This window comes from Streptomyces sp. NPDC058052 (assembly GCF_042885515.1).
Lineage (GTDB): Bacteria > Actinomycetota > Actinomycetes > Streptomycetales > Streptomycetaceae > Streptomyces.
In genome coordinates, this window is record NZ_JBHVRX010000014.1 from 70,083 (window position 1) to 88,195 (window position 18,113).

19 protein-coding genes are annotated in these 18,113 nt (G+C 74.2%); 9 read left to right on the forward strand and 10 right to left on the reverse strand.

The window, feature by feature from the left end:
- The first annotated feature begins 15 nt into the window (after nt 1–15).
- The 3 genes from ACFVU3_RS20440 (at nt 16) to ACFVU3_RS20450 (ending at nt 2,831) form a co-directional block, all read left to right on the forward strand.
- The gene (locus tag ACFVU3_RS20440) at nt 16–972 is read left to right on the forward strand and encodes a GlxA family transcriptional regulator (protein WP_390067980.1); all 957 of its coding nucleotides are present in this window, start codon (nt 16–18) and stop codon (nt 970–972) included.
- Between the two features lie 126 nt (nt 973–1,098).
- Nucleotides 1,099–2,094, forward strand: coding sequence for a type I glyceraldehyde-3-phosphate dehydrogenase (gene gap, locus ACFVU3_RS20445; RefSeq protein WP_390067981.1), 996 nt, complete (start codon nt 1,099–1,101; stop codon nt 2,092–2,094).
- 80 nt (nt 2,095–2,174) lie between these two features.
- The gene (locus ACFVU3_RS20450; RefSeq protein ID WP_390067982.1) at nt 2,175–2,831 is read left to right on the forward strand and encodes a hypothetical protein; all 657 of its coding nucleotides are present in this window, start codon (nt 2,175–2,177) and stop codon (nt 2,829–2,831) included.
- Here ACFVU3_RS20450 and ACFVU3_RS20455 read toward each other — a convergent pair.
- The 5 genes from ACFVU3_RS20455 to ACFVU3_RS20475 are packed head-to-tail and all read right to left on the reverse strand — an operon-like array spanning nt 2,821 to nt 8,367.
- Nucleotides 2,821–3,957 carry an acyl-CoA dehydrogenase family protein gene (locus ACFVU3_RS20455; protein WP_390067984.1) on the reverse strand — a complete coding sequence of 379 codons (1,137 nt, stop codon included), beginning with the start codon at nt 3,955–3,957 and terminating at the stop codon, nt 2,821–2,823. The genes ACFVU3_RS20450 and ACFVU3_RS20455 overlap by 11 nt on opposite strands.
- Entirely contained in the window at nt 3,954–5,324 is a 1,371-nt protein-coding gene (locus tag ACFVU3_RS20460) for an MFS transporter (protein WP_390067986.1), read from the reverse strand. The genes ACFVU3_RS20455 and ACFVU3_RS20460 overlap by 4 nt, the downstream gene beginning before the upstream one ends.
- A 27-nt stretch (nt 5,325–5,351) precedes the next feature.
- Nucleotides 5,352–6,341, reverse strand: coding sequence for an acyl-CoA dehydrogenase family protein (locus ACFVU3_RS20465; RefSeq protein ID WP_390067988.1), 990 nt, complete (start codon nt 6,339–6,341; stop codon nt 5,352–5,354).
- Nucleotides 6,341–7,510, reverse strand: a complete 1,170-nt coding sequence (locus ACFVU3_RS20470; RefSeq protein ID WP_390067990.1) for an acyl-CoA dehydrogenase family protein — start codon at nt 7,508–7,510, stop codon at nt 6,341–6,343. Before ACFVU3_RS20470 ends, ACFVU3_RS20465 begins: the two co-directional genes overlap by 1 nt.
- Nucleotides 7,510–8,367 (reverse strand): enoyl-CoA hydratase, encoded by an 858-nt coding sequence (locus tag ACFVU3_RS20475; RefSeq protein ID WP_390067992.1) that lies wholly within the window; start codon nt 8,365–8,367, stop codon nt 7,510–7,512. The genes ACFVU3_RS20470 and ACFVU3_RS20475 overlap by 1 nt, the downstream gene beginning before the upstream one ends.
- Nucleotides 8,368–8,412: 45 nt before the next feature.
- Here ACFVU3_RS20475 and ACFVU3_RS20480 point away from each other — a divergent pair, with 45 nt between their 5' ends.
- The 4 genes from ACFVU3_RS20480 to ACFVU3_RS20495 are packed head-to-tail and all read left to right on the forward strand — an operon-like array spanning nt 8,413 to nt 12,132.
- Nucleotides 8,413–9,579, forward strand: a complete 1,167-nt coding sequence (locus ACFVU3_RS20480) for an acyl-CoA dehydrogenase family protein (protein WP_390067993.1) — start codon at nt 8,413–8,415, stop codon at nt 9,577–9,579.
- The gene (locus ACFVU3_RS20485) at nt 9,576–10,364 is read left to right on the forward strand and encodes an SDR family oxidoreductase (RefSeq protein ID WP_390067995.1); all 789 of its coding nucleotides are present in this window, start codon (nt 9,576–9,578) and stop codon (nt 10,362–10,364) included. The genes ACFVU3_RS20480 and ACFVU3_RS20485 overlap by 4 nt, the downstream gene beginning before the upstream one ends.
- On the forward strand, nt 10,361–10,972 hold the full coding sequence (locus tag ACFVU3_RS20490; protein WP_390067997.1) for a TetR/AcrR family transcriptional regulator: 612 nt from the start codon (nt 10,361–10,363) through the stop codon (nt 10,970–10,972). The genes ACFVU3_RS20485 and ACFVU3_RS20490 overlap by 4 nt, the downstream gene beginning before the upstream one ends.
- 2 nt (nt 10,973–10,974) lie before the next feature.
- Nucleotides 10,975–12,132: an acetyl-CoA C-acetyltransferase gene (locus ACFVU3_RS20495; RefSeq protein ID WP_390067999.1), complete on the forward strand. Its 1,158-nt coding sequence runs from the start codon at nt 10,975–10,977 to the stop codon at nt 12,130–12,132.
- A 49-nt stretch (nt 12,133–12,181) separates the two neighbouring features.
- On the opposite strand, the gene ACFVU3_RS20500 is transcribed toward ACFVU3_RS20495, so the two are convergent.
- The 5 genes from ACFVU3_RS20500 to ACFVU3_RS20520 form a co-directional block, all read right to left on the reverse strand.
- Nucleotides 12,182–12,754 carry a VOC family protein gene (locus tag ACFVU3_RS20500; RefSeq protein ID WP_390068001.1) on the reverse strand — a complete coding sequence of 191 codons (573 nt, stop codon included), beginning with the start codon at nt 12,752–12,754 and terminating at the stop codon, nt 12,182–12,184.
- Between the two features lie 109 nt (nt 12,755–12,863).
- Nucleotides 12,864–13,928, reverse strand: a complete 1,065-nt coding sequence (locus ACFVU3_RS20505) for an NAD(P)H-dependent flavin oxidoreductase (RefSeq protein ID WP_390068002.1) — start codon at nt 13,926–13,928, stop codon at nt 12,864–12,866.
- On the reverse strand, nt 13,925–14,698 hold the full coding sequence (locus ACFVU3_RS20510; RefSeq protein ID WP_390068003.1) for a CoA-transferase subunit beta: 774 nt from the start codon (nt 14,696–14,698) through the stop codon (nt 13,925–13,927). Before ACFVU3_RS20510 ends, ACFVU3_RS20505 begins: the two co-directional genes overlap by 4 nt.
- Complete coding sequence (locus ACFVU3_RS20515) at nt 14,695–15,543, reverse strand: CoA transferase subunit A (protein ID WP_390068187.1); 849 nt, start codon at nt 15,541–15,543, stop codon at nt 14,695–14,697. Before ACFVU3_RS20515 ends, ACFVU3_RS20510 begins: the two co-directional genes overlap by 4 nt.
- Nucleotides 15,544–15,557: 14 nt before the next feature.
- On the reverse strand, nt 15,558–16,316 hold the full coding sequence (locus tag ACFVU3_RS20520) for an enoyl-CoA hydratase family protein (RefSeq protein ID WP_390068004.1): 759 nt from the start codon (nt 16,314–16,316) through the stop codon (nt 15,558–15,560).
- A gap of 79 nt (nt 16,317–16,395) precedes the next feature.
- Here ACFVU3_RS20520 and ACFVU3_RS20525 point away from each other — a divergent pair, with 79 nt between their 5' ends.
- Both ACFVU3_RS20525 and ACFVU3_RS20530 read left to right on the forward strand, forming a co-directional pair.
- A complete protein-coding gene (locus ACFVU3_RS20525; RefSeq protein WP_390068005.1) occupies nt 16,396–17,175 on the forward strand; it encodes an SDR family oxidoreductase in 780 nt (259 codons plus the stop codon).
- A 15-nt stretch (nt 17,176–17,190) separates the two neighbouring features.
- Nucleotides 17,191–18,108, forward strand: coding sequence for an SDR family oxidoreductase (locus tag ACFVU3_RS20530; protein ID WP_390068007.1), 918 nt, complete (start codon nt 17,191–17,193; stop codon nt 18,106–18,108).
- The last annotated feature ends 5 nt before the right edge of the window (nt 18,109–18,113 follow it).

Sequence of the window (18,113 nt, forward strand, 5' to 3'; positions counted from 1 at the left end):
ACGTAGGCTCGTGACGTGCCACCCACCCGTCTGTACCGCGTCGCCGTCCTCGTCCTCGAAGGCGCCAAACCCCTCGACGTCGGCATCCCCGCCCAGGTGTTCACCACCCGCGCGAGCATGCCCTACGAAGTCCGCGTCTGCGGCGCCACCCCCGGCCTGGTGACCGGCGGCGACGGCCTCTCGTACAACGTCGCCCACGGCCTCGACGCCCTCGCCTGGGCGGACATCGTCTTCGTCCCCGGCTACCGTTTCCCCGACCGCGAGGACCCGCCGCAGGCCGTCGTCGACGCCCTGATCGCCGCCCACGCGCGCGGAGCGCGGCTCGCCGCCATCTCCACCGGCGCCTTCGCGCTCGCCGCCACCGGCCTCCTCGACGGCAGGCGCGCCACCACCCACTGGCACTACGCCCGCGCCCTCGCCGAGAAACGCCCCCTGATCCACGTCGACGAGAACGTCCTCTTCGTCGACGAGGGCAGCGTCCTCACCTCTGCCGGCGCCGCCTCCGGCCTCGACCTGTGCCTCCACATCCTCCGCGGCGACCTCGGCGTCGGCGCGGCCAACCACGCCGCCCGCCGGCTCGTCGCCGCCCCCTACCGCAGCGGCGGCCAGGCCCAGTACGTGCCCCGCAGCGTCCCCGAACCCCACGGCGAGCGCTTCGCCGCCACCCGTGAATGGGTCCTGCACCACCTCGACGAACCCCTCACCCTCGACGTCCTCGCCCGCCACGCCGCCGTCTCCGCGCGCACCTTCTCCCGCCGCTTCGTCGAGGAGACCGGCTACACCCCCATGCAGTGGCTGCTGCGCGCCCGGGTCGACCGCGCCCGTGAGCTGCTCGAACGCTCCGAACTCGGCGTCGAGCAGATCGCCGCCGAGACCGGCCTCGGCACCGGCGCCAACCTGCGGATGCACTTCCAGCGGATCCTCGGCACCACCCCGAGCGACTACCGGCGCACCTTCACCCAGGGCGACTGACCACCGCCGATCGCCACCTGGCCAGATCTTGGCACGATCCTTGCGGACCATGGCGATCTCGCCCCTGCCGCGCGGCGCCGCGGCGAGCGAGGCTGGGTGACGAAGAAACGGAAGGGACACCGCATCATGACTCGCATCGCCATCAACGGTTTCGGTCGCATCGGCCGCAACGTGCTCCGCGCCCTGCTGGAGCGCGACACCACGCTGGAGGTCGTCGCCGTCAACGACCTCACCGAGCCGAAGGCGCTCGCCCGTCTCCTCGCCTTCGACTCCACCTCGGGCCGCCTCGGCCGCCCGGTCTCCGTCGAGGGCGACACCCTCGTCGTGGACGGCCGCCGCATCAAGGTCCTCGCCGAGCGCGAGCCGGCCAACCTCCCCTGGGCCGAGCTGGGCGTCGACATCGTCCTGGAGGCCACCGGCCGCTTCACCAGCGCCAAGGACGCCCGCCTCCACCTGGACGCCGGCGCCAAGAAGGTCCTGGTCAGCGCCCCCTCCGACGGTGCCGACGTCACCCTCGCCTACGGCGTGAACAGCGACAAGTACGACGCCGAGCTGCACACGATCGTCTCCAACGCCTCCTGCACCACCAACGCGCTCGCCCCGCTGGCCGCCGTCCTCGACGAGCTGGCCGGCATCGAGCACGGCTTCATGACGACCGTGCACGCCTACACCCAGGAGCAGAACCTCCAGGACGGCCCGCACCGCGACGCCCGCCGCGCCCGCAACGCCGCCGTCAACATCGTTCCGACGAGCACCGGCGCCGCCAAGGCCATCGGCCTGGTCCTGCCGCAGCTGGACGGCAAGCTCTCCGGCGACTCGATCCGCGTGCCCGTGCCGGTCGGCTCCATCGTCGAGCTCAACACGACCGTCTCCCGCGAGGTCACCCGCGACGAGATCCTCGACGCCTACCGCACGGCCGCCGAGGGCAAGCTCGCCGGCGTCCTGGAGTACTCGGAGGACGAGCTGGTCTCCTCCGACATCACCGGCAACCCGCACTCCTCCATCTTCGACGCCGCCCTCACCCGGGTCGAGGGCCGCCACGTCAAGGTCGTCGCCTGGTACGACAACGAGTGGGGCTTCTCCAACCGCGTCATCGACACCCTGCTGCTGCTCGCCGGCTGACCTCCCGTCACCCGTCGCGACGCCCCCCTCGGCACCGGCCGAGGGGGGCGTTGTCAGTGGCGCGTGACAGCATGTCGATCATGAGCCGAATCATCTCGTACACCAGCGGCGACCGCTCCGAGGCCGTCGCCTACCTCGGAGCGGCGGAGCGGCTCACCGACGAACAGCGGCGCGTGCTCCCCATGATCCGCGAGCGGTGCGAGGCCAGTCAGCGCGACCTGGACCACCAGGGCCTCGACTGGGACCTGACCATTCCCGAGGCCCTGGAGCACCTGATCGAGGGCCGCGCCGACGCGCCGGGGACCTGCGCGGGCAAGGCATACGCCCGGGCGCTCCAGCACATCATCGACTACTGCGGCTCCGACCCCGACGACCTGGGCGTCTACTCCAAGCCCAGCACCTTCTTCAGCCTGCTCGACGAGCAGTTGAAGCAGCACGGCGTCCCCGCCGACCTGCTGCCGCACGGCTTCCTCTTCTCCGGCCCGCCGGACGAGATCCCCTTCCACGTGCCGTACGCGATCGACGGCCCCGACATCGGGATGCTGCCGCTCGCCAAGGCCAAGCCGGCCGCCGACGCCTACCGCGCGGCCCGGGACAAGATAGACCCCGACTTCGTCTACGACCTCGATCTCCTCATCGAGAAGCTGGAGTTCGAGCACGACGAGTGGGAGTCCACCAAGGCGCGCGGCCTGGAGTGGTACCGCCACGACACCCTCTTCTTCTCCATCAACGGCTGACGGAGCCGGGGACGGAGTCGCGGACGGGGACAGGGCCGGGGGCGGTGACCGGGTCCGGCAGGCCGAGCGCGGTGGCCAGCCGGGAGCGGTGCCAGTGGGGCGGGCCGAAGAGCCGCGCGGAGCCGTGCGCCCGCTTGAAGTAGCGGTGCGCGTCGTGCTCCCAGGTGATGCCGATCCCGCCGTGCAGCTGGATCGTCTCGCCCGCCACCTCGGCGAACGCCTCCGAGCAGACCGACTTGGCGGTGGCCGCGAGCCGGGTCAGCTCCGCGCCGCGGGTGCCGTCCGCGGCGGCGAAGGCGGCACCCAGCGCGGCGGAGCGGGCCGACTCGACCCGGACGTACGCGTCCGCGAGCCGGTGCTTCACCGCCTGGAAGGAGCCGATCGGGCGCCCGAACTGCACGCGCTCCCCGGCGTAGGCCACCGTGAGTTCGAGGCACCGCGCGGCCGCGCCGACCTGCTCGGCGGCGAGCGCCGTGCAGGCCAGGTCGAGGACGTGCCGCAGCACCCGTCCTCCGTCGCCGTCGGTGCCGACCAGCCGGCCCTCCGCTCCGGTGAGCACCACCCGCGCCTGCGCCCGGGTGGCGTCCATCGGCACCGTCTCCTCGCGGACGACGCCCGGCCCGTCGCCGGGCACCGCGAAGAGCGACACCCCGGCCCCCGTCCGGGCGGCCACGAGCAGGGTCCCGGCGCGGGCCCCGTCGAGCACGTGCTCCTTCACCCCGGTGAGCCGCCAGCCGCCCCGGGGACCGGCGACGGCCTCGGCCCGGACCGCCTCCGGATCCCAGGACCCGCCCTCGGCCCAGGCGAGCGCCGCCGTCGTCCCGCCCGAGACGAGCCCCGGCAGCAGCGCGCCGCACTCCTCCGCGGAGCCGGAGGCCAGCAGCGCCTGCACCACGAGGACGGCGGAGCCGAGGTACGGGACGGGGCTCAGCTCCCGTCCCAGCTCCTCCATCACCACGTGGACCTCCACGGCCCCGCAGCCGGCGCCGCCGTACTCCTCCGGGACGGCGAGCCCCGCGACGCCGATCTGCCCGGCCAGCGGCCGCCAGGCCGCCTGCCCGGGATGCCTCTGCAACAACTGCCGTACGGCCGCGCGCAGTTCCTCGTGCTCCTCGGTGAGCCTCATGCCTCTGCTCCCTTCCCGACGGCGGGTACGGTGGTGGTTCCGGGGGGCGGCGGGTCCTCCTCGGACAGGTCCCGGCCCCGGGTCTCGGCCGTGCGCCAGATCGCCAGCGCGGTCACGAGCCCGCAGACGACGGCGAGCACCGCGAGGGGGGCGCTGCCGGCCCGGTCCGCGAGCAGCCCGCCGGCGAGGAGCGGGGTGAACCCGCCGCCGACCAGGGCGGCCAGCTGATAGCCGAGCGAGGCCCCGGTGTAGCGGACCCGGGTGCCGAACAGCTCGGAGAGCAGCGGCCCGAGCGGCGCGTACATCGCGGACTGCGCGATCTGCCCGAGGACCATGCCCGCGACGAGCAGCGCGGGCACCTTCGTGTCGACGAGGGCGTAGACCGGGAAGGCCAGCACGACGGCGCCCGCCGCCCCGCCGAGCACGACGGCCCGGCGCCCGGCGCGGTCGGAGAGCGCGGAGAACAGCGGGATGGCGACCAGACCGGCGAGCGAGGTGAACACCATGCCGGTCATCACCTGCGAGGTCGTGTAGCCGATGCCGGTGGCGTAGGTGAGCATGAAGGTGCTGATCAGCGCGGTCAGGGCGAAGGGCCCGATGCCCACGCCGCAGGCGAGGACGAGGGTCCGGGGCCGGCGCAGCACCCGCGCCAGCGGGACGTCGCCCGTCCTGGCGCCGTCCCGCGCGGCGGACTGCCGGAAGAGCGGACTCTCGGTCACGGAGAGGCGCACGTACAGGCCGACCGCGAGGAGCACCGCGCTGAACAGGAACGGCAGCCGCCAGCCCCACTCCAGGAACGCGGCGCGGGGGAGCAGCGAGACCAGGGCGACGGCGACGGTGGAGAGCAGGAAGCCGAGCGGGGACCCCATCTGCATGAGCCCGCTCCACAGGCCGCGGCGGCGCGGGTCGGCGTGCTCCACGACCATGAGGGTCGCGCCCGCCCACTCACCGCCGATGGCGAGGCCCTGCACGACGCGGAACAGCACGAGGAGGACGGGGGCGGCGACGCCGATCGTCCCGTACGTCGGCAGCACGCCGATGAGGAAGCTGGCCACGCCCATCAGCACCATGGTCAGGACGAGCATGGACCGGCGGCCGAGCCGGTCGCCGAAGTGGCCGAAGACGGCGCCGCCGAGCGGCCGGGCCACATAGCCGGCGGCCAGCGTCCCGAAGGCGGCGATGGTGCCGGTGAGCGGATCGTCGCCGGGGAAGAACAGCGGGCCGAAGGCGAGCGCCGCCATCGTGCCGTAGAGCAGGAAGTCGTAGTACTCGATGACGGTGCCGAGCAGGCTCGACAGCGCCACCCGGCGCAGCAGCGCCGGGTCCGGCGCTCTGTCGGGGGTGGGCGGGGAGGGTGCGGCGGACATGGTGCTCCCGGGTGCGGTGGGGAGGGGTCAGGGGGCGAGGACGCGGGCGCGACAGGAGGCGGGGGTGCCCCAGGCGTCGCGGAGCGGCCGTGCCTTGCGGATCCACAGGGAGAGGTCCAGTTCCTCGGTGTAGCCGACGGCGCCGTGGAGCTGGAGGGCGGTGCGGGCGGCGGAGTGTGCGGCCTCGCCCGCGGTGACCTTGGCGGCGGCGATCTCCCGGGGCGCCGTCCCGTGCGCGGCCAGGGCCAGCGCGGCGGCGTGGAGGAGGGGCTGGGCGAACTCCAGGGCGAGGAGGGTGTCGGCCAGCCGGTGCTTCACGGCCTGGAACGAGCCGATGGGGACGCCGAACTGGGTGCGCTGCCCGACGTAGGCGACCGTCCGGTCGAGCAGGGCCCGGCCGAGACCGAGGGACTGGGCGGCGGTGGCGAGGGCCGCGACCTCGGCGGCGTGCGCGGTGGCGGCGGCCACCTCGGGGCCGCGGGCCAGGACGGTGCCACCGGCGGCGGGCCGGGCGAGGCGTCGTACCGGATCGGCCGAGGGCTGGACGGGGCCGGCGCCGGCGGCGAGGCGCAGGGTGTCGTCCTCGGCGACGAGCACCGCGTCGGCCATGTCCGCGTCCAGCGCGTAGGGGCCGGTGAGCGCCGGGACGCCGAGGGAGACGACCGTCCGGCCCGCGGCGACGCGGGGCAGCCACGCGGCGGCCGCGGCCTTGTCGCCGAGCCGGTCGAGGAGGGCCGCCGCGGCGACCGTCTCGACCAGCGGGCCGGGGACGGCGTGCCGGCCCAGCTCGGTGAAGGCGACGGCCAGTTCCACCGGCAGCGGTCCCAGGCCGTCGTACTCCTCCGGTACGGCCAGCGCGAACACGCCCGCGTCCGCGAGCCGGGACCAGAGCGCGCGCCCGGGGGCGTGGTCACCGGCCGACCAGGCGCGCGCGGCCCGGGGCGTGGCGGCCGCCGACAGCATCGTGTCCAGGGTGCGGGCGAACTCCCGCTGTTCGGCGTCGAGCAGGAACCGCATCACCGGCGTCCCTTCGGCAGGCCGAGCAGCCGCTCGGCGATGATGTCGCGCTGGATCTCGTTGGTACCGGCGTAGATCGGCCCGGCCAGGGAGAAGGTGTGGCCCTCGGCCCAGGCGCCGTGCGCGGGTGCCTCCGCGGCCTCGTCGGAGAGTTCGCCGGAGGGGCCGAGGAGGTCGAGGGCGGTCTCGTGGAGGGCGATGTCGAGCTCGGACCAGAAGACCTTGTTGAGGCTCGACTCGGCGCCGATCGAGCCGCCGGCGGCGAGGCGTGAGGCGTTGGCGTAGGTGAACAGGCGGTACGCCTCGGCGCCGATGACGGCGTCGGCGACGCGGTCGCGCACGGCCGTGTCGGCGGGGTCGGCGCGCTCGCGCCACAGGGCGGCGAGCCGGTCGGCGGCGGCGGAGAACCGGCCGGGGCTGCGCAGGGTCAGTCCGCGTTCGTTGCCCGCCGTGCTCATGGCGACCCGCCAGCCGTCGCCGGGGGAGCCGATCACGTCCTCGTCGGGGACGAACACCTCGTCGAGGAAGAGCTCGGCGAAGGCGGGCTTGCCGTCGAGCCGTCCGACGGGCCGCACGGTGACGCCCTCGGCGTCGAGCGGGAACATCAGGTACGTCAGCCCCCGGTGCGGCCGGTCCGCCCCCGGGTCGCTGCGGAAGAGCCCGAAGGCGCGGTCGGCGAAGGCGGCCCGGGACGACCAGGTCTTCTGGCCGCTGAGCAGCCAGCCGCCGTCGGTGCGCACGGCGGTGGAGCGCAGGCTCGCGAGGTCGGAGCCGGACTCGGGCTCGGACCACGCCTGGGCCCAGACGACCTCGCCGGAGGCCATGGGCGGCAGGACGCGGGCGCGCTGTTCGGCGGTGCCGTGCTCGAAGAGGGTGGGGGCGAGCAGGTTGATGCCGTTCTGGGCGACCCGGCCGGGGGCGCCGGCGGCGTAGTACTCCTCCTCGAAGACCAGCCAGCGCAGGACGGAGGAGCCCCGGCCGCCGTACTCCTCGGGCCAGGAGACCACCGACCAGCGGTCGGCGGCCAGTTCGGCCTCCCAGGCGCGGTGGGCGGCGAAGCCCTCGGCGGTCTCCAGGGAGGGCAGGGGGGTGGTGGGCACGTGGGCGGCGAGCCAGGCGCGGGCCTCGGCCCGGAAGGCGTCGTCCGCCGCGGAGAAGTCGAGGTCCATCAGGCTCCGGCCGCCTTCATGGTGTGGATGTCCATGCCGCCCAGCGCGTCGCGGGCGGTCTCGGCGTTGTGCGCGTGCGCGAGGTGGTGCAGTCCGAAGACGGCGTCCATGCCGGTGTGCAGGCCCTGGAGGTCCTCGGCCTGGTTGACGGCGCGCTTGGTGAGCGCGAGCCCCATGCGGGGCATCTCGGCGATGCGGAGCGCGAGTTCCATCGTCCGGGCCTCCAGTTCGGCGCGGGGGACGACGCGGTTGACCATGCCGACCTCGTACGCGCGCCGGGCGCCCATCCGGTCGCCGGTGTAGAGAAACTCCTTGGCGATGCGGGGCGGCATCACCCAGGGGTGGGCGAAGTACTCGACGCCGGGGATGCCCATGCGGACCACGGGGTCGGCGAAGAAGGCGTCCTCGGAGGCGACGATCAGGTCGCAGATCCAGGCGAGCATCAGGCCGCCGGCGACGCAGGCGCCCTGGACGGACGCGACGACGGGCTTGGGCAGTTCGCGCCAGCGGCGGCACATGCCCAGGTAGACCTCGGACTCGCGGGCGAAGCGGCTCTCGGCGCCCTCCTTGTCCGAGTGGTCCCACCAGAGTCCGGCCCGCCGTTCGAAGGGCAGGTGCGCGTCGCGCTCGGGGGTGCCGATGTCGTGGCCCGCGGAGAAGTGCTCTCCGGCGCCGGCGAGGACGACCGCCTTGACCTCGCCGTCGTCGGCCGCGCGGTAGAAGGCGCGGTCGAGGGCGTAGGTCATCGCGGAGTTCTGGGCGTTGCGGTACGCGGGCCGGTCCATGGTGACGACGGCGACGGGGCCCCGCCGTTCGTAGCGGACGGGCTCGGTGGACGTGGTGCGGGCAGCGGACATCCGCCCTCCTTCCCTAACAAGTGTTTGGTAGGTTAACGTACGGCCATGAGCAACGTCGAGGAGTTCCGCAGGGAGGTCCGCGGCTGGCTGCGGGCCCACCTCACCGGGGAGTTCGCGTCCCTGCGCGGCCGCGGCGGCCCCGGACGCGAGCACGAGGCGCACACCGAACGCCTCGCCTGGGAACGGCACATGGCCGCCCACGGATGGACCTGCGTCGGCTGGCCGAAGGAGTACGGCGGCCGGGGCGCGAGCCTGGAGGAACAGGTCGCCTTCCACGAGGAGTACGCCCTCGCCGACGCCCCCGCGCGCGTCGGCCACATCGGCGAACAGCTCCTCGGGCCGACCCTCATCGCCTTCGGCACCCCGGCCCAGCGCGCCCGCTTCCTGCCCCGGATCGTCGCCGTCGACGAACTGTGGTGCCAGGGCTACTCCGAGCCCGACGCCGGCTCGGACCTCGCCAACGTCCGGACCCGGGCCGAACGCGACGGCGACGCGTGGGCCGTCACCGGACAGAAGGTGTGGACGTCAGGCGCCCACGAGGCCGACTGGTGCTTCGTCGTCGCCCGCACCGAACCCGGATCCGCCCGCCACCACGGCCTCTCCTACCTCCTCGTCCCGCTGGACGCCCCCGGCGTGGAGATCCGGCCGATCGTCCAGCTCACCGGCACCTCCGAGTTCAACGAGGTGTTCTTCGACGGCGCCAGGACCGAGGCCGGCAACATCGTCGGCGCGCCGGGGGAGGGCTGGAAGGTCGCCATGGCCACGCTCGGCTTCGAGCGGGGCGTCTCCACCCTCGGCCAGCAGGTCGGCTTCCGCCGCGAACTGGAGGCCGTGATCGACCTGGCCCGGCGCAACGGCGCCGCCGCCGACCCACTCGTCCGCGACCGGATCGCCCGCGCCTGGACCGGCCTGGAGACCATCCGCTTCAACGCCCTCCGGATGCTGAGCGGCGTCGCCGCCGGAGCACCCGGCCCCGAGGCGTCCATCAACAAGATCTTCTGGGCCACCTGGCACCGCGAACTCGGCGAACTCGCCATGGACGTCTGCGGCGCCGGCGGCATGCTCGCCGCCGGGGAGCCGTACGACCTCACCGACTGGCAGCGCCTCTTCCTCTTCTCCCGCGCCGACACCCTCTACGCCGGTTCGAACGAGATCCAGCGCAACATCATCGCCGAGCGCGTCCTCGGCCTGCCCAAGGAGGCCCGCCCGTGACCGGCACACCACCCCCCTACCTCCCCGGCCACGGACTCCTCGCCGGCCGCTCCGCCGTCGTCACCGCCGCCGCCGGCGCCGGCATCGGCGGCGCCACCGCCCGCCGCCTCCTGGAGGAGGGCGCCCGGGTCGTGATCTCCGACGCCCACGCCCGCCGCCTCAAGGAGTCGGAGGACGGTCTCGCCGCCGAGTTCGGCGCCGACCGGGTGGCCTCGCTGCCCTGCGACGTCACCGACGAGACCCAGGTGGCGGCGCTCTTCGACCTCGCCGAGGAACGCCACGGACGGCTCGACATCGTCGTGAACAACGCCGGGCTCGGCGGCACCGCCGACCTCGTCGACATGACCGACGCCCAGTGGGACAAGGTCCTCGACGTCACCCTCAACGGCACCTTCCGCTGCACCCGGGCCGCCCTGCGCCGGATGAAGGCCGCCGGCGAGGGCGGAGTCCTCGTCAACAACGCGTCCGTGGTCGGCTGGCGCGCCCAGAAGGGCCAGGCCCACTACGCCGCCGCCAAGGCCGGCGTCATGGCCCTCACCCGGTGCGCCGCGCTGGAGGCCGCCGCGTACGGCGTGCGCGTCAACGCCGTCTCCCCCTCGCTCGCCATGCACCCGCACCTCGTGAAGGTCACCACCCCCGAACTCCTCGCGGAGCTCACCTCCCGCGAGGCGTTCGGCCGGTACGCCGAGCCGTGGGAGGTGGCGAACGTGATCGTCTTCCTCGCCAGCGGGTACTCCTCGTACCTCACCGGCGAGGTGCTCTCGGTCAGCAGCCAGCACCCGTGAGACCGGCGCCCGAGCGGCGCCGGGAACTCCTGGACACGGCGGCCGAGGTCTTCGCCGCCCAGGGGTACGACGCCACCACCGTCCGCCGGATCGCCGACGCGGCCGGTCTGCTCGCGGGCAGCCTCTACTACCACTTCGACTCCAAGGAGTCGATGCTCGACGAGATCCTCTCCGGCTTCCTGGACGACCTGTGGACCCGGTACGACGCGGTGCTCGCCGCGGGCCTCGGCCCCCGGGAGACGCTGGAGGCCCTCGTCACCGAATCGTTCCGGGAGATCGACCGGCACCGCGCCGCCGTCGCCATCTACCAGAAGGAGTCGGGTCAGCTGCGGGACCAGCCCCGCTTCGGCTATCTCGCCGACGCGCAGCGGCGGTTCGAGCGCGCCTGGCTCAGGACCCTGGAGGCCGGCGTGGCCTCCGGGGACTTCCGTACCGACCTCGATGTCCGGCTCACCTACCGCTTCGTGCGCGACACCGTATGGGTCGCCGCGTCCTGGTACCGGCCGGGCGGACGGCACAGCCCGGAGGAGATCGCCCGCCAGTACCTGTCGATGGTGCTGGAGGGCATCGCGCTCCGCGACCGACACCGACGTACGAACAAGGAGTGACCATGGCCGAGGCATACATCGTCGAAGCGATCCGCACCCCGGTCGGCAGGCGCAACGGCGGACTCTCCGCCGTCCACCCCGCCGACCTCGGCGCACACGCCCTGAAGGCCCTGATGGAACGCTCGGGCGTCGACCCGGCGGCCGTCGAGGACGTCGTCCTCGGCTGCCTGGACACCGTCGGACCGCAGGCCGGCGACATCGCCCGCACCTGCTGGCTGGCCGCAGGACTGCCCGAGGAGGTGCCCGGCGTGACCGTGGACCGGCAGTGCGGCTCCTCCCAGCAGGCCCTGCACTTCGCCGCCCAGGGCGTCCTGTCCGGCACCCAGGACCTGGTCGTCGCCGGCGGCACCCAGAACATGTCGATGATCCCCATCGCCTTCGCCAGCCGCCAGGCCGCCGCCCCGCTCGGCCTCACCGAGGGCCCGTACGCCGGCTCCGCGGGCTGGCGGGCGCGCTACGGCGACCAGCCGGTCAACCAGTTCCACGGCGCCGAGCTGATCGCGGAGAAGTGGGGCATCACCCGCCGGGACATGGAGGAGTTCGCGCTCCGCTCGCACCAGCGGGCGATCCGCGCGATCGACGAGGGCCGCTTCGCGCGCGAGATCGTCCCCTTCGGGGACGTCACCACCGACGAGGGCCCGCGCCGGGACACCTCCCTGGAGAAGATGGCCGGCCTGAACCCGGTGGTGGAGGGCGGCCGGATCACCGCCGCCGTCTCCTCCCAGGTCTCCGACGGCGCCTCGGCCATGCTGCTCGCCAGCGAGCGCGCCGTGCGCGAGCACGGCCTCACCCCGCGCGCCCGGATCCACCACCTCTCGGTGCGCGGCGAGGACCCCATCCGGATGCTGTCCGCCCCCATCCCGGCGACGGCGTACGCGCTGAAGAAGGCCGGGATGACGCTCGACGACATCGACCTGGTGGAGATCAACGAGGCGTTCGCGCCGGTCGTCCTCGCCTGGCTGAAGGAGACCGGCGCCGACCCGGAGAAGGTCAACGTCAACGGCGGCGCCATCGCCCTCGGCCACCCCCTCGGCGCCACCGGCACCAAGCTGGCCGTCACCCTCCTCCACGAACTGGAGCGCACGGGAGGCCGTTACGGCCTCCAGACGATGTGCGAGGGCGGCGGCCAGGCGAACGTGACGATCATCGAGCGGCTGTGACGCCCTCCGGGCCTCAGGAACTCTCCGGGCCTCAGGAACTCTTCGGGCCTCAGGAACCCTCCGGGCCCGTCGGGCCCGTGGAGCCCTCCGGGCCCGGCGTGCCGAAGATCCGCTGCCAGACCGCGTGATCGGTGCGGGGGCCTCCCGGGGTCTCCGCACCGTAGACGGCGATCTCGGCGTCGAGGTCCAGGGGGCGGGAGGGCGCGGTCATGGCCGCGAGCTCTCCGGCCACGGCGTGGTCGGGGACCAGCCAGCACACCTCGAACTCGATGCCGTCGGGGTCGCGGGCGTACAGGGCCTTGGTGGAGGCGTGGTCGCTCGCCCCGGTCAGCGCGCCCGCCCCGGCCAGCCGCGCCCGCGTCGACCGCAGCTCCGCCAGGGTGTCCACCTCCCAGGCCAGGTGGTAGAGGCCGACCCGGCCGCGGCCGGGTCCCGGCGCGGGCTCGGGGGACTGGAAGAGGCCGAGGTCGTGGTCGTTGGCGGAGCCGGCCGCCTGGAGGAAGACCGCGCCGGGGAAGGTGCCCGGCAGCGGCCGGAAGCCGAGGACGTCACGGTAGAAGGCGAGGCTGCGCTCCAGGTCGGAGACGAAGAGGACGGCGTGGTTCAGCCGCTGGACGGGCATGGCGGGGGGTCCGTTCGGGATCGGTGCGGTGGGGCCGCCGGGGGCGGCAGGGGCAAGATACGCGTCCGCCGGGGTGGAGCCACCCCGGCGGACGTCGTGCGCGCGGCGGTCAGTCCGGCCGGGGCAGCGCGCGCAGCGCCGCCGCCGCCTCGGCCATCACCCGGTCGACGAGTCCGGCGCACGAGGGGAGGTCGTCGATCACGCCCGCGACCTGGCCCGAGGCCATCACCCCGAGGTCGGTGCGGCCGTCCACCATCGACGCCTTGAGCATCATGGGCGTGTTGGCGGCGAGCAGGATCTGGCTCCAGGTCAGCTCCTTGCCGTGCTTCATCGCGAGGCCGTCCCGGACCATCTGGGGCCAGCTCATGCCGGACTCGCGCCGGAAGGCCGCCGCGTGCCGGACGGCCCGCAGCAGCGCCGCCGTCCGGCCGGACCGCTCCAGGGCGTCGACCAGCTCGGTCCTGAGCATCCGGTGGGGCAGCCCGTCGACCTTCGTGGTGACGGTGACGTCGCCCACCGCCGCGGCCAGGTAGCGGGCCTTGACCGCGTCGGGGACGGTCGAGTCGGAGGTGAGCAGGAAGCGGGTGCCCATGGCGATCCCGGCCGCGCCGTAGGAGAGGGCGGCGGCCAGGCCGCGTCCGTCGTGGAAGCCGCCGGCGGCGACGACCGGGATGTCCACCGCGTCGACGACCTGGGGGAGGAGGACGGTGGTGGCGACGCCGCCGGTGTGGCCGCCGCCCTCGCCGCCCTGCACCACGACCGCGTCGGCGCCCCAGGCGGCGACCTTCTCGGCGTGCCGGCGGGCGCCGATCGACGGGATGACGACGACCCCGGCGTCCTTGAGGCGGGCGATCAGCTCGCGCGAGGGGGCGAGCGCGAAGGAGGCGACCTTCACCCCCTCGTCGATGATGATCCGGACGCGGTCGGCGGCGTCGCCGGCGTCCGCCCGCAGGTTCACGCCGAAGGGCGCGTCCGTGCGGGACCGGACCTCGCGCACGGCGGACCTGAGCTGCTCGACACCCATGGTCGCCGAGGCCAGGATGCCCAGCGCGCCCGCGTTCGCGGCGGCGGAGACCAGCCGCGGCCCGGCGACCCACCCCATGCCGGTCTGCACGATCGGGTGCCGGACCCCGACGAGGGCGGTGAGGGGGGTGGCGATCGTGGTGTCGCTCATCCGCGGACCTCGCGGTCCCGCAGGCCCCGGGGGTCGATCTCCTCGCGGATCAGCCGGAGTTCCTCGGCGGTGGGGTCCCGGGTGTACGGCACCTCCTCGGGTACGACGAGCGCGAAGCCGGTCGCCTCCCGCACCTGCTCGACGGTGACGCCCGGGTGGAGCGAACGGAGCCGCATGACGCGGTCCGGGGTCTCGAAGTCGAAGACGCCCAGGTCCGTGATGACGCCCGGGAGGCGGTGGTAGCGGGTGGCCGAGGGGCCGGCCGCCGCGGCCCGGTCGTAGCCGACGCCGCAGACCATGTCGACCCGCTCGACGAAGACCCGGGGCGAGTGCTTGGGGACCCAGTAACTCGTCGGGTTGTTCAGCGTGTTGACCGGCGCCCCGCGCACGCCGAGGAGCTGTCGCGTCGGCCGCTCCCAGTCGCCGATGCAGCTGATGTTCTGGTTGCCGTGCCGGTCGAGCTGGCTGGCGCCCATCATCACGTGCCGCCGGCCCGTGGTCACCAGGGCCAGGTGCTGACGGTACGGCAGCCATCCCTCCACGATCCCGGGCGCGGCGCCGACGGCCGGCACGTCGCCGATGAGCAGCGCCTCGCCGTCGGTGAGCAGCAGGTCGGGGGAGAAGGTGCGCCGGGCCAGCCGGGCGCCGATCATCGGCACCGTGCCCATGGGACTGGCCAGGACCTCGCCCGCGTCCCGCCACGCCTCGGCGCAGGCCACCACGCAGTACTCGGCGCGGGTGGCCGTCGTGGTCGTGTCGGTGCCGGTCATGCTTCCTCCCCGTGGAACGCCGCCACCGCGGCCTGGTACGCGTCCTCGTCGCCGGAGAGGAACCGCGCGGTGAACGCCCGCCATCCCTCCGGGTCGCGGGCCGCCTCGACGTAGTGGCGCTGGAACGCCTCGTCCCGGTCGTACTCCGGGGCGCACGAGGTGAAGTGCGCCCCGTTCGGCGTCTCGACGACGCCGTCGACGAACGCCCGCTTGAGCAGCAGCGTCTGCGGCCCCGCGTCCTTGAGGAGTTCGGAGGTCTCCACGATCCGCTCGCAGGAGACGTACGCCGTGTCGGCGGCCTCGCAGAAGAGGTCGTCGAAGTACGGGTCGGGGCCCAGGTACTGGCCGTTGCCGTGCGCGTCCGCGCGGTTGAGGTGGACCAGCGCGGCGTCCAGGCGCAGCGCCGGAACGGCGACGAGCTCCTCGCGGTCGCCGTACGGGGAGGTGACGGTCCGCAGCGTCGGGTTGACGGTCATCACGTCCGAGGCGATCCCGGCCCGGACGGGCATGAAGGGCAGCCGGTGCACGGCGGCCGTCAGCCCCCACATCATCATGGCCTCGTCCAGCTCGACCAGTTCGAGGGCGCCCCGCTGCCGGGCCGCGCCGAAGTGCGGCTCCAGCGGGACGGAGTCGAGGGTGGCGAAGGCGGCGACCAGCTTGCGGATCTTCCCCGCGGCGGCGAGCAGCCCGACGTCCGGTCCGCCGTACGAGACCACGGTCAGGTCCGTGACGTCCGAGCGCAGCAGCGCCCGGACCAGCGCCATCGGCTTGCGCCGGGAGCCCCAGCCGCCGATCCCGATCGTCATCCCGCTCCGCAGCCGGCCGACGACCTCCTCGGCGGTCATCGTCTTGTCCTTGCTCACGCCTGTTCCTCCCTCTTGTCCGTGCCGAAGGTGTCGCGGACGCGGTCGGCGACGCCGCTGAGATTGGCCTCGAAGGTGAAGCCCTGCTCGAAGCGGTAGCTGCGCCGTACGTCCACCGGGTCGATGCCGTTGATCGCGGCCTTGGCGAGGCGGACGAGGCGTCCGTCCTTCGCGGCGATCTCCCGGGCCAGTCCGAGCGCCGCCTCGCGCAGCTCCCCGCGCGGCACGACCCGCCACACCGAGCCGTGCCGGCGCAGTTCCTCGGCGGTGACCGTGCGGGAGGTGTAGTAGAGGGCGCGCATCAGGTGCTGGGGGACCAGCCGGGCGAGGTGGGTGGCGGCGCCGAGCGCGCCCCGGTCCAGCTCGGGCAGGCCGAAGGTGGCGTCGTCGGAGGCGACGATCGCGTCGGCGTTGCCGACGAGGCCGATGCCGCCGCCGAGGCAGAAGCCGTGGACGGCGGCGACCACCGGCACCTCGCACTCGTAGACGGCGGCGAACGCCTCGGCGCAGCCGTGGTTGGCGCCCAGGATCGCCTCCGGGCCCGTCGCGCGCTGGATCTCCTTGATGTCGACGCCGGCGTTGAAGCCGCGGCCCTCGGCGGTGAGCACGACGCAGCGCACCTTCGGGTCGGCGCCGGCGGCGCGGACGGCGGCGGCGAGGTCGTACCAGGCCCGGACGGGGAGGGCGTTGACCGGGGGGAAGTCGACGGTGACGACGGCGATGCCGTCGTCCGGGGCGGAGGTGGAGACACCCATGAGCAGATCAGCTACCTTTCCACCAAACGTTTGTTAGGTATGAAGGTAGCAGCGGTTCGGCCGCTGCGGGAGGTGTCCCTTGGCAGTGACCATCGATCTGTCCGGCTCCGTCGCCGTCGTCACCGGAGGCACCCGGGGCGTCGGCGCCGGCATCACCCGGGCCCTGCTCGAAGCCGGGGCGGAGGTCGTGACCTGCGCCCGGCGGGCCCCCGACGCCCCCGTCACCGCGGCCGGTCGCACCGCCCGCTTCCACCCCGTGGACCTCCGCGACCCGGAGGCCGTCACGGCCCTCTTCGACCGGGTACGGGACGAACACGGGAGGCTCGACACCCTCGTCAACAACGCCGGCGGCACCCCGTACCGGACCCTCGCCGACGGCGACCCCGCCCAGCACGCCCGGGTCGTCGAACTGAACCTCGTCGCCCCCCTGACCACCTCGCTCGCCGCGCACCGGGTGATGAGCCGTCAGGACCGCGGCGGGTCGATCGTCATGGTCGGCAGCGTCAGCGGCACCCGCCCGTCCCCGGGCTCCGCCGCGTACGGCGCCGCCAAGGCCGGACTCGAGAACCTCGCCCGCTCCATGGCCGTCGAATGGGCGCCGCTCGTCCGCGTCAACACCCTCGTCCTCGGCATGGTCCGCACCGAACTCTCCCACCTGCACTACGGCGACGAGGACGGCATCGCCGCCGTCGGCCGCACCGTCCCGCTCGGCCGGCTCGCCACGCCCGCCGACATCGGCGACGCCTGCGTCTTCCTCGCCTCCGACCGCGCCGCCTACATCAGCGGCGCCGCCCTCCACGTCCACGGCGGAGGCGAACGCCCCGCGTTCCTCGACGCCGCCACCACCAACCACCCCTGAGAGGCAGGACCTCACATGACCGGACTCTGCACGGGACGCGTCGTCGTCGTCACCGGAGCGGGCCGCGGCCTCGGGCGCGCGCACGCGCTCGCCTTCGCCGCCGAGGGGGCCCGGGTCGTCGTCAACGACCTGGGCGTCGGCCTCGACGGCACCGGCGCCGGCCCCGATGCCGGCCCCGCCCAGGACGTCGTCGACGAGATCACCGCCGCCGGCGGCCAAGCCGTCGCCCACGGCGGCGACATCGCGACCACCGAAGGCGCCGCCTCGCTGATCGCCACCGCCCTCGACGCCTTCGGCCGCCTCGACACCCTCGTCAACAACGCCGGCTTCCTGCGCGACCGGATGCTCGTCAACCTCGGCGAGGACGACTGGGACGCCGTCATGCGCGTCCACCTCAAGGGCCACTTCCTGCCGCTCCGGCACGCCGCCGCCCACTGGCGCGCCGAGGCCAAGGCCGGGCGCGTCCCCCGGGCCCGGGTCGTCAACACCAGCTCCGGAGCCGGGCTGCTCGGCAGCGTCGGCCAGGGCAACTACGCCGCCGCCAAGGCCGGCGTCGTCGGCCTCACCCTCGTCGCCGCGGCCGAGATGGGCCGGTACGGCGTCCAGGTCAACGCCCTCGCCCCCGCCGCCCGGACCCGCATGACCGAGAGCGCCTTCGCCGAGACGATGGCCGCCCCCTCGGGCCCCGGCTTCGACGCCATGGCCCCCGAGAACGTCTCGCCCCTCGTCGTCTGGCTCGGCTCCGACGCGTCCGTGGGCGTCACGGGCCGGGTCTTCGAGGCGGAAGGCGGGCGCATCACCGTCATGGAGGGCTGGCGCCCCGGCCCCACCGCCGACAGCGGGGCCCGCCGGACCCCCGCGGACGCCGGCGAGACCACCCTGAAGCTCCTCGCCGCGTCCCAGCCTCCCGAGCCGGTCTACGGCAGCCGCTGACCCCG

What these genes read in the sequence shown, in the direction of transcription:
- ACFVU3_RS20495 (WP_390067999.1), top strand. Translation starts at nt 10,975, where the DNA reads ATGGCCGAGGCATACATCGTCGAAGCGATCCGCACCCCGGTCGGCAGG.
- ACFVU3_RS20530 (WP_390068007.1), top strand. Translation starts at nt 17,191, where the DNA reads ATGACCGGACTCTGCACGGGACGCGTCGTCGTCGTCACCGGAGCGGGC.
- ACFVU3_RS20470 (WP_390067990.1), bottom strand. Translation starts at nt 7,510, where the DNA reads ATGGACCTCGACTTCTCCGCGGCGGACGACGCCTTCCGGGCCGAGGCC.
- ACFVU3_RS20465 (WP_390067988.1), bottom strand. Translation starts at nt 6,341, where the DNA reads ATGCGGTTCCTGCTCGACGCCGAACAGCGGGAGTTCGCCCGCACCCTG.
- ACFVU3_RS20505 (WP_390068002.1), bottom strand. Translation starts at nt 13,928, where the DNA reads ATGAGCGACACCACGATCGCCACCCCCCTCACCGCCCTCGTCGGGGTC.
- ACFVU3_RS20460 (WP_390067986.1), bottom strand. Translation starts at nt 5,324, where the DNA reads ATGTCCGCCGCACCCTCCCCGCCCACCCCCGACAGAGCGCCGGACCCG.
- ACFVU3_RS20450 (WP_390067982.1), top strand. Translation starts at nt 2,175, where the DNA reads ATGAGCCGAATCATCTCGTACACCAGCGGCGACCGCTCCGAGGCCGTC.
- ACFVU3_RS20480 (WP_390067993.1), top strand. Translation starts at nt 8,413, where the DNA reads ATGAGCAACGTCGAGGAGTTCCGCAGGGAGGTCCGCGGCTGGCTGCGG.
- ACFVU3_RS20475 (WP_390067992.1), bottom strand. Translation starts at nt 8,367, where the DNA reads ATGTCCGCTGCCCGCACCACGTCCACCGAGCCCGTCCGCTACGAACGG.
- ACFVU3_RS20520 (WP_390068004.1), bottom strand. Translation starts at nt 16,316, where the DNA reads ATGGGTGTCTCCACCTCCGCCCCGGACGACGGCATCGCCGTCGTCACC.
- gap (WP_390067981.1), top strand. Translation starts at nt 1,099, where the DNA reads ATGACTCGCATCGCCATCAACGGTTTCGGTCGCATCGGCCGCAACGTG.
- ACFVU3_RS20515 (WP_390068187.1), bottom strand. Translation starts at nt 15,543, where the DNA reads ATGACCGCCGAGGAGGTCGTCGGCCGGCTGCGGAGCGGGATGACGATC.
- ACFVU3_RS20455 (WP_390067984.1), bottom strand. Translation starts at nt 3,957, where the DNA reads ATGAGGCTCACCGAGGAGCACGAGGAACTGCGCGCGGCCGTACGGCAG.
- ACFVU3_RS20510 (WP_390068003.1), bottom strand. Translation starts at nt 14,698, where the DNA reads ATGACCGGCACCGACACGACCACGACGGCCACCCGCGCCGAGTACTGC.
- ACFVU3_RS20500 (WP_390068001.1), bottom strand. Translation starts at nt 12,754, where the DNA reads ATGCCCGTCCAGCGGCTGAACCACGCCGTCCTCTTCGTCTCCGACCTG.